General features: G+C 65.7%; 8 protein-coding genes. 7 read left to right on the top strand and 1 reads right to left on the bottom strand.

Annotation, left to right across the window (positions count from 1 at the left end):
• Nucleotides 1–98 precede the first annotated feature (98 nt).
• The 4 genes from G432_RS18750 (at nt 99) to G432_RS18735 (ending at nt 2,500) form a co-directional block, all read left to right on the top strand.
• Nucleotides 99–944 (top strand): SapC family protein, encoded by an 846-nt coding sequence (locus tag G432_RS18750; RefSeq protein WP_015460397.1) that lies wholly within the window; start codon nt 99–101, stop codon nt 942–944.
• Nucleotides 941–1,579, top strand: coding sequence for an OmpH family outer membrane protein (locus G432_RS18745; protein ID WP_015460396.1), 639 nt, complete (start codon nt 941–943; stop codon nt 1,577–1,579). The genes G432_RS18750 and G432_RS18745 overlap by 4 nt, the downstream gene beginning before the upstream one ends.
• A 21-nt stretch (nt 1,580–1,600) precedes the next feature.
• Nucleotides 1,601–1,807 (top strand): hypothetical protein, encoded by a 207-nt coding sequence (locus G432_RS18740; protein WP_015460395.1) that lies wholly within the window; start codon nt 1,601–1,603, stop codon nt 1,805–1,807.
• Between the two features lie 201 nt (nt 1,808–2,008).
• Nucleotides 2,009–2,500, top strand: a complete 492-nt coding sequence (locus tag G432_RS18735; protein ID WP_015460394.1) for a hypothetical protein — start codon at nt 2,009–2,011, stop codon at nt 2,498–2,500.
• Between the two features lie 299 nt (nt 2,501–2,799).
• Here G432_RS18735 and soxR read toward each other — a convergent pair whose 3' ends face one another.
• The gene (soxR, locus tag G432_RS18725; protein WP_015460392.1) at nt 2,800–3,249 is read right to left on the bottom strand and encodes a redox-sensitive transcriptional activator SoxR; all 450 of its coding nucleotides are present in this window, start codon (nt 3,247–3,249) and stop codon (nt 2,800–2,802) included.
• Nucleotides 3,250–3,353: 104 nt separating this feature from the next.
• On the opposite strand from soxR, the gene G432_RS18720 reads away from it, so the two are divergent.
• Genes G432_RS18720 through G432_RS24185 form a run of 3 tightly spaced genes read left to right on the top strand, consistent with a single transcriptional unit; the run spans nt 3,354 to nt 9,811 of the window.
• Complete coding sequence (locus tag G432_RS18720; RefSeq protein ID WP_015460391.1) at nt 3,354–4,472, top strand: efflux RND transporter periplasmic adaptor subunit; 1,119 nt, start codon at nt 3,354–3,356, stop codon at nt 4,470–4,472.
• Between the two features lies 1 nt (nt 4,473).
• The gene (locus G432_RS18715) at nt 4,474–7,554 is read left to right on the top strand and encodes an efflux RND transporter permease subunit (protein ID WP_015460390.1); all 3,081 of its coding nucleotides are present in this window, start codon (nt 4,474–4,476) and stop codon (nt 7,552–7,554) included.
• Complete coding sequence (locus G432_RS24185; RefSeq protein ID WP_015460389.1) at nt 7,547–9,811, top strand: ABC-three component system protein; 2,265 nt, start codon at nt 7,547–7,549, stop codon at nt 9,809–9,811. Before G432_RS18715 ends, G432_RS24185 begins: the two co-directional genes overlap by 8 nt.
• Nucleotides 9,812–9,844 lie beyond the last annotated feature (33 nt).

Genomic DNA, 9,844 nt, shown 5'->3' with positions numbered 1-9,844 from the left:
GCCGAACAGTTTGGGCCGAATGGTCGGCCCGCTCCCACCGGGACGGCGGCAGTCCACTGCCGCCGTCCCGGACTACCTCATTCGGAGATTGTTTAATCATGGCAGACAACGCCAATGCTGCGGCCTCGACCGCTGCCCCCATGCTTCCGCTCTTCTACAAGGCCTTGCAGCCGCTCCATTCGACCGTTCACGCTGACTGGCGCCTGAAGGCCGGCGATGTGTCCTTCGCGGCCGAAACGCCATTCCTGCCGATCGTGGCGAGCGAAATCGTTGCGGCGGCACGTAGCTATCCGGTCCTATTCGCCGGCGACACCGCGCAGCCGATCGTCGTGCTGGGCCTGGAGCCGACCAATCTCTTCGTCGAGGACGGCCGCTGGGCGAGCGATTGCTACATCCCCGCTTATGTCCGCCGATATCCCTTCACCTTCGTCAGGACCGAGGAGCCCGACGGCTTTGCCCTGTCGATCGACAGCGGTTCGGATCGGGTCGTCCAGGGCGGGACTGAAGGTACGGCGCTGTTCGAGGACGGCAAGCCCTCCGCGTTGACGCAGCAGGCGCTGGAGTTCTGCACAGCGTTCGGCCGGGAAGCGGAACTGACCAAGCTGTTCACGGATGCGCTGAAGGAAAAGGATCTGCTGGTCGACCGGCGGGCGGATGCGACCCTGCCCGATGGCCGCAAGCTGGGTCTCAATAACTTCCTGATCGTCGACGCTCAGAAATTTGCAGGCCTCGATGATGAGACGGTCGTTGCCTGGCACAAGCAAGGCCTGCTTGCGCTCGTGCATCATCACCTGGCCTCGCTCGACCGCTTCCGCGCGCTGGTCGATCGGCAGGCGCTGCGTCTCGTCGCGGAACCGTCATCGTCAGGTGCTTCGAACGAACCCGCTACTGCCGAGGCCGACGCCCCGGCAAAGTCCAACAAGTCCAGGAAAGTCGTATCATGAACAGCCGTCCTCTTCTCCTCTCCGCCCTTATTCTCGCTTCCGCCTTCACAGGCGCCTCTGCCTGGGCGCAGACGGTCGGTGGCGGACAGGCACCTGCCGCTGCCCCAGCCGCGCAGCCCCTTGGCGGCCCAGTCGTGCCCGGTGTCTGCCTGCTCTCGCGCGAAGCCATCTTCGCCAATGCCGCTGTCGGCAAGGCCGCGTCTGCGCGTCTGGCCGAGCTGACCCGCGCCGCTCAGGCCGAAATCGACGGGCAGCGCCCGGCTCTGGAAACCGAAGCACGCGCACTCGAAGGTCAGCCCGACAATGCGGCCAACCGTCAGCGCCGCGAAACCTTGGCGCGCAACTGGCAGGCGCTGCAAACGCAGGCCGCCCATTCCAGCCGTGAGATCGACGCGACCCGCGCCAAGGCGCTGGAGCGCATCGCGACCGAAGCGCAGCCGGTCATTGCCCAGGTCTATCAAGCCAAGAATTGCGGCCTGCTGTTCGATCGCGGCGCGGCGCTCGGCGGCAATTTCGCCAACGATCTGACAGCGGACGTCGTGCGCGCGCTGGATGCCCGCATCCAGACCATCAGCTTCGAACGCGAGCGCCTGCCGCAGCAACAGCCAGCCGTCCAGGCGCCAGCGCAGCGATAGGCCGGAAAGAGGGAAGCGACCATGGGGACGATCCTGATTGCCCTTGCGGCCTTCATGCTGGGGGTTCTCATCACCAGCCTGTTGGCCCTTGGCGCGATCGCAATCCTCTACCGCGAGGCGGAGGCCATGGTCGATTCCTACATGAACGCCATCCCCGGCGCCTGCATCCCTCGGGGTAGCCGGGACTGGCGGCCGCGCATCATCGCCGGCGGAGGCGCCGGTGTCTGAGGGTCCGGTCGCCGGCGTTCGCGGGTTAGCGGGCTGGGTCCAGGCGATCCGTGCTGATTGCGTTGCCGAACAAAAGCGCCGGGCGCGGGTCCGGGCGGTCAAGCGGAGCCGCCCGGTCGGCGCTTTCGAGCTTCATTTCTATCGCATGGTGAGTGTCGCAGCCGCAGTGCTTGTCGGCCTCATGTTTCTGGGAGCGCGCTGATGCGGTCTACCTCCAAATCCTCACCTTTGTCCCGCGTCACACGCTGGATTGCGGCCCTTGTCGGCGCCGGGATCGCCTCGACCACGCCTGTTGCGGCGCAGAGTGTCGCGCCTTCGGCCGCGCCGGTCGAATGGGTGCGCTACGCCGAGTTCGCGACAACCTCCATCACCGGTTGGCTCGAGGCGCACAACGAGCCGGTGACAGGTCTGCGCGCCTATCTCGATGCGACCCGACCCGCACCAGACGCGGCAACCGCGCCCCTGGTCATCAAGGTCTGGATCGAGCGCGACGGCAAAATCTCACGCATCGACTATCCTGCCTTCACCCATGCGGAGGCCAATGCCGATATGCAGGCGCTGATCGTCGGCCAGCAGCTCGCGGCCGCGCCGCCGCGCGACATGCTGCTGCCGCTCCGCATCGCCGTCCAGCTGGATGCGCCGGCATCAGCTCCAGCGCCTGCCGCAAGCGAGACGTCGCTTCCGCGGACATGACCCTTACTCTTCCCCTTTCCGGCTCGATCCGATCATGATGAAGCGGTGGCTCCACGGCCTTCGCTGGCAGCGCTCCCGCCGGTTCGAGAACGCGGTGTCGCTCGCAGTCGAAGAGCTTCTGCTTGAACATGGCGACGCAGCGTTGGATCAGGCCCGCCGCAAGGCACGTCCGCGCGACCAGCCCACCCGCCGAGAGGGACCTGAGAGGCGGCCTGACGTTGACGAAATGATGATGGGCGCAAAATTCTAAGCACAAATTGTCCATTAATATTTACCCACCCTCTCGAGGGTAGCGCAGGCTAGCGATTATTCAGTCGCCGCGGCCCCGGTCCCGACCGCCCCAGTTCATCCATCGGATTGCGTAGCGGACATTCCTCAAGCGACAGGCAGCCGCAGCCGATGCAGCTCACGATCTGGTCGCGAAGCTGAGTCAGCGACATGATCCGCTCGTTGAGCATGCCGGTCCAGGCATCGGTGAAATTCCGCCAGTCCCGCGCGGTTGGAACATGGTCGTGCGGCATATCGGCCAGCGCGTCCTTGATGATCGCCAGCGGGATGCCGGCACGCTGGGCAATGCGGATGATGGCGATCCGGCGCAGGACGGAGCGGTGATAACGGCGCTGGTTTCCTTCCGTGCGCCAGCCCGCGATCAGACCCTGCTTCTCGTAGAAATGAACCGTCGAAACGGGAACGCCGCTGCGGCGCGCCACTTCGCCAACGGACAGCGCCTGCGGCATCGCGGGAGACATAAATAGTCCTTGACCTCAACAAATGTTGAGGTTGTATGAGGCAGGTCGGCTTGTTCCGCAAGCATCCATTCCGTCCGAACTCGCGGACATAAACCGGAGCCGACATGAGCTTGATCGAGCGCACGAAAGCGCGCCTCCCACACCTTCGCACCATCCTTGCAACGGTCTTCGCCCTTGCCCTTGTGCTGGGAGGCTTGTTCGTCTGGCGCATGCTCAAGGCGGGACAGGCGCAGGAGTGGCATCAAGCGCCGCTGCCCGTGGCCGCCGTGCAACTGGAGCCAAGGAACGTTCCCCTGTCCCTGGAAGCGATCGGCACTCTCAGGGCCGTGCGCGAAGTCGAATTGTCAGCCGAAGTTGCCGGTCGCGTTTCGGTAATCCGGTTTGATTCGGGCGCAGAGGTCGGTGCCGGGGCCTTGCTTGTTCAGCTTTTCGACGGGCCGGAACGGGCGGACCGGGACGCGGCGCGGGCAAGGGCTGCCTTCGCGCGCATGCAGGTTGTGCGCTCGGAAGAGCTTGCACCGAGCGGCGCGGAACCGCGCGAACAGCTTGAAGAGCGCCGCGCGGAACGGGATCAGGCGCTTGCGGCGGTGCGCCAGCTCGACGCCCGGCTGATCCAGAAGCAGGTGCGCGCGCCCTTTGCCGGACAGATCGGCATCCGCCGCGTCAATCCCGGCCAGTATCTCAATCCCGGCGATCCGATCGCCACGCTGACCGACCTGTCGCGCCTTTATGTGGAATTCGCGCTGCCGCAGCAGAACCTCGGGATGATCAAGCCGGGCGCCACGGTCACGGTTGCCAGCGATGCCTATCCGCAGCGGACATTCACCGCGCGCGTGAACGCGGTCGAACCCCGGATCGGCGAGGACACGCGCAACATTACCGTACAGGCGATCCTGCCCAACCCCGACCGGGTGCTTCGCCCCGGCATGTATGTCACCGCCTCGCTGGTGCTGCCGCCCCAAACAAGTGCGCTCGTCGTTCCGGCGACGGCTATCCAGACATCGGCGCAGGGCGACAGCGTGATCGTCATTCGCGGCAAGGATGCCCGGAAAGGCGGAAAGGCGGAGTTCGTTCCGGTCCGCACCGGGCGACGAATCGGCAATGACATAGTGATCGAACGGGGCCTGAAGCCCGGCGATGTCGTGGTGACGGAAGGGCAGCTTCGCATCCAGCCCGGCGCGGACGTGACCGTGACCGCCCCCGCACGGGCTGGAGGCCGCTGATATGGCGTTCACAGACATCTTTATCCGCCGCCCCATCCTCGCGATCGTGGTCAGCCTGCTGATCCTGCTGGTGGGCGTCAGTGCGACGTTCAGCCTTCCGGTCCGGCAATATCCCCGGATGGAAAGCGCGACGATCACGATCGACACGACCTTTCCCGGCGCGACGCAGGATGTGATGCAAGGTTTCGTCACCACGCCCATGGCCCAAGCGATCGCGACCGCCAGCGGCATCGAATATATCACCTCGACATCGATGCAGGGCAGCAGCCGGATCAGCGCCAAGCTGGTACTCAATGCCGATGCCGACCGGGCGATGACGGAAATCCTCGCCAAAGTGCAGCAGGTCAAGTTCCGCCTGCCCACGGGCGTCACCGATCCCGTCATCACCAAGATCACCGACGGCGCTTCGGCGATCCAGTATATCTCCTTCATCAGCGACGATCTGCCGCCGCCGCAGCTGGTGGATTTCGCCGCGCGCGTCGCCCAGCCGATGCTCACCTCGGTCCCCGGCGTCGCATCCGCCCAGATCAGCGGCGGCGCCCCGCTGGCGATGCGCGTGTGGGTCGATCCGGTGAAGCTCGCCGCGCGCGGCCTCACGGCGGGCGACATCGCCGCCGCCCTGCGCGCCAATAATGTGCAAGCGTCCCCCGGCAAGCTGAAGGGCGCAAACACCGCGATCAACATCACCGCCGGCACCGACTTGCGCGACGTGGAATCGTTTCGCCGCATGGTCGTAAAGACCGGCGGCAGCGGCGTCGTGCGGCTGGGCGATATCGCGACCGTGGAACTTGGCGGGCAGAATTATGACGCCGCCGCGCAGGCCTCCGGCCGTCCCGGCGTGTCCATCGCCATTTCGCCGACGCCGGACGGCAACCCGCTGGAGATCGTCGCGGCGGTGAAGGCGCTGCTGCCCGAAATCCAGCGCGTCGCCCCGCCGGGGGTGGAGGTCGCCAATGATTTCGACGTCGCCCACTTCGTCAACGCCTCGATTGACGAGGTCGAGCGCACGCTGGTCGAGGCGGTGCTGATCGTGGTCGTGGTGATCTTCCTGTTCCTCGGCTCGCTGCGCGCGGTCATCATCCCCGTCGTCACCATTCCGCTGTCGCTGCTGGGCACGACGGCGCTGATGCTGGCCTTCGGTTTTTCCTTCAACCTGTTGACTTTGCTGGCCATGGTCCTCGCCATCGGGCTGGTGGTCGATGACGCCATCGTCGTGGTCGAGAACATCCACCGCCATATCGAGGAGGGGCTGAAGCCGTTCGAGGCCGCCCTGGTCGGCGCGCGGGAGATCGTCGGGCCGGTGATCGCGATGACGATCACGCTGGCGGCGGTCTATGCCCCCATCGGGCTGATGGGCGGGTTGACGGGGGCGCTGTTCCGCGAATTCGCCTTCACGCTGGCAGGCTCTGTCATCGTGTCCGGCGTGGTCGCGCTGACGCTGTCGCCCATGATGAGCGGCAAGCTGCTCCATTCGAAACTGGGCGAAGGCAGGCTGAGCCAGGCCATCGAGCGCAGCATGCACCGCCTCACCGCCGGCTATTCCCGCCTGCTGGACCGGACGCTGGCGGCGCGGGCGGCCGTCCTGATCGTGGGCGTCGCCATGCTCGGCGCGATCGTGTTGCTGTTCACCGGCGCCCAGCGCGAACTCGCCCCGCCGGAGGACATGGGATATGTCTTCGTGCAGACCAAGGCGCCGCAATATGCCAACCTCGATTACACGCGGCGCTATAGCGATGAAGTCGAGCGCATCTTCCAGACCCTACCCGAGTTCAGGAGCAGCTGGTTCGGCTCGGGCGGCGATAACAACGCCAATGGCGGGTTCGGCGGCGTCGTGCTCAAGGACTGGGCGGAACGGGACCGTTTGGCCGACGACATTCAGGCGGAGCTGACCGTGCGCACGGCGGCGGTGACCGGCGTCTATGCGACCGCCTTTCAGGACAGTCCCTTGCCTGCGGGCAGCGGCGGCCTGCCGGTGCAGATGGTGATCCGTTCGGCGGACGATTTTCCGCAAATCTACCAGACGCTCGAAACCATCAAGGGCGCCGCCTGGGGCAGCGGACTGTTCGCCTTCGTGGACAGCGACCTCGCCTTCGACAGCCCCGAAGCGCACATCACCATCGACCGCGCGAAAGCGGGCGAAATGGGCGTCAGCATGTCCGAAGTCGCCGACACGCTGGCGATCCTCGTCGGCGAGAATTATGTGAACCGGTTCAACTGGCACGACCGTTCCTATGACGTGATCGCGCAGGTTCCGCAGAGCCGCCGGCTCGCGCCCGACGATCTCGGCCGGTTCCAGGTGAGGACGGCGTCGGGCAGCCTCGTTCCGCTCGCCACCATCGCCAGCGTCGAAATACGCCCGCAGCCCAACCGGCTGCCGCAGTTCAACCAGATGAACAGCGCTACGCTGTCCGCCGTGCTGCTGCCGGGCGTGACCATGGGGCAGGCGGTGGACTTCCTGCAAAGCCAGACGCTGCCCGCGGGCACGAGCGTCGACTGGCTGTCGAACAGCCGGCAATATGTGCAGGAAGGCAACCGGCTGACCGTCTCCTTCGGCTTCGCGCTGGTGGTAATCTTCCTCGTGCTGGCGGCGCAGTTCGAGAGCTTCCGCGATCCGCTGGTGATCCTCGTCACTGTGCCGCTGGCGATATGCGGGGCGCTGGCGCCGCTCTATCTCGGCTATGCCACGCTCAACATCTACACCCAGATTGGGCTCGTCACGCTGATCGGGCTGATTTCCAAGCACGGCATCCTGATGGTGTCCTTCGCCAACGAGATGCAGCGGCATGAAGGCTGGAGCCGGGTCGAGGCGATCCGCCATGCCGCGGCGGTGCGGATGCGGCCGATCCTGATGACCACCGCGGCGATGGCCGCCGGCCTCGTGCCGCTGCTGTTCGCCGGGGGCGCCGGGGCGAACAGCCGCTTTGCCATCGGCATCGTCGTCGTCATGGGCCTGCTGGTGGGAACGCTGTTCACGCTGTTCGTGCTGCCCACCGTCTATTCCCTGCTGGCGGGCGATCACCGCCCGAAGGAGCCGACCGAAACCGGCGAATACCCGGCTGAAGGGGGTCTGGCCAATGCGTAAGTCCCGGCTCTCTCTTATCCTCTTGCCGCTGCTCGCTTCGGCTTGCGCGGCCGGCCCTGCCTATGCCCCCCGCAGACCCCCCGCTGCGTCGGCAGGGCCGTTCATCACGACGGTCGACGGCATCGACCGGGCTGGCGACCTGCCCGACGATTGGTGGCGGCTCTACCGCGATCCGGCGCTCGACAGCCTGATCGAGCAGGCCCTCGCGGCCAACACGGACCTGCGCGTCGCATCGGCCAATCTCGCCAGAGCGCGCGCGATCATTCGGGAGGCGCGCGCCGGACGGCTGCCATCCACCGAGGTATCGGGCGGCGTCAGCTATGGCGATTCCGCACAGGTCGACGCGCCGGTCGGCAATGACGCGCAATGGTCGCAGAACGCCGGAGTCGCGCTTTCCTGGGAAGCCGATCTGTTCGGCCGGATCGGGCGCGCCGTCGAGGCGGCCCGCGCCGATGCCGAAGCGGTCGAAGCCGCCCGCGATGCCGTGCGCGTGACCGTCGCTGCGGAAACGACCCGCGCCTATCTGGACGCCTGCGCGGCGGCTTACGCTTTATCGGTGGCGCGGCAGTCGTTGCAGACCAGCACGGAAAGCCGGCGCGTGGTGACGGAGCAGGCGCGCGCCGGATCGGCAAGCCGGCTCGACGTGGAACGGGCGGCAGCAGCGGAGGCGACCGCGAGGGCAGCGCTGCCGGCGTTCGAGGGACAGCGGCAGGTCGCCCTGTTCGAACTGGCGGCCCTGTTGGGCACCACTCCGGACGATGTGCCGGAAACGGCGCGGCTCTGCGCGGTGCCGCCTGAACCCGCTGCCGCCGTTCCCATCGGAGACGGCGCGGCATTGCTGCGGCGAAGGCCCGATCTCAGGCAGGCCGAGCGCCAGCTTGCGGCCGATACGGCGAGGATCGGCGTGGCGACCGCCGACCTCTATCCCGTCATCAGCCTTGGCGGTTCCGGCACCTTCTTCCGCAACGACGTGGTGCGGGGAAGCGATTCCTTCAGCTTCTCGCTCGGCCCGCTGCTGTCGTGGCGGTTCCCCAACATGTCGGTCGCCCGCGCGCGGCTGCTTCAGGCGGAGGCGCGGGGCGCGGCATCGCTGGCCGCGTTCGACGGGAAGGTCATCACGGCGCTCAAGGAGGTCGAACAGGCCCTCGCCATCGTCGGGCTGGGCCGTTATTTTGGTACCGCTGCCGACTTGCGGACGAAAATGACCGTTGCGGAGGCACGCGCCCGGCGTCTGCGGGATCAGGTCAGCACTTTCACCGTCGTTCCCGAGTATACCGAGATGGAAAAGGAGGCCTCGCGGATAACACGCGAGATTTCCACTCTGAACGATGACAATACCGCCGACCGAGAGCTAATCCTTCAGTTGCAGGCTGCGATCGACAGCGAGGCTCCGCCGGCTTCTACCAGCCTCGATCGGCTTTATCGTGAGGCAGGCGTGGTTCTGCCGGGTTCGGTCGGAAAGCGGTTCGAAGAGGTGGAAGAATTCCATCAGGCGATCGTGCAGAACCGCCGCTCACATCTGACTTCGGAAGTACAGGCTGCCGAAGATCGCATCAGCAAGCGGGATCGGACCCGCGAGAGCTTGGACCAGCGACGCCGCGAACTGATGGGCATTTTGCAATCTGGCGGTGCGCTGGAGCACTATGCACTCCTCCAGCAGGAAGCTGGCCGAGCCGAAGCGGATGCCGAGGGTCTGCGGCAGCGGCTGAAGACTGCGGAGGAGATCGAGAGCACCAAGGCCGAACTCGACATCGAGCGCGCCCGGCTGCTCAAGACGCTCCAGGACGATCACCATGAGCGCGAAAGCCTGATTGAAGAGGCCATCCTCGTTTTCGAGGACCTCTCGAACGCTCTCTACGAGAAAGCAGGAAGCCTCACGATCAGCGCAACCACCAACGGCCCCCAAGTCGATGTTCGTATCGACGGGCAGCGCAGTAAGGGCATCACGAACATGCAGATATTCTGCTTTGATCTGATGATTGCCGAACTCGCCGCGCGTCGAGGTATCGGTCCTGGCTTCCTAGTGCATGACAGCCATCTTTTCGACGGTGTTGATGAACGCCAGGTGGCGAAGGCGCTGCAATTGGGCGCGGATCACGCAGCGAGTGTCGGTTTTCAATACATCGTGACGATGAACTCGGACGCGTTGCCAAGGGACGGCTTCCGGGAAGGCTTCGATGTCAGCGCGCATGTCATTGACGTGAAGCTCACCGATGCGACCGATTCCGGCGGATTGTTCGGGATGCGCTTTAATTGAGTTGTTCAGGGTCAAGAGACGCCCACCGCAACA

Source organism: Sphingomonas sp. MM-1 (genome assembly GCF_000347675.2).
GTDB lineage: Bacteria > Pseudomonadota > Alphaproteobacteria > Sphingomonadales > Sphingomonadaceae > Sphingomonas_E > Sphingomonas_E fennica.
Note: the sequence above shows the minus strand (reverse complement) of the source record. Positions and strands in the feature narration are given on the sequence as shown.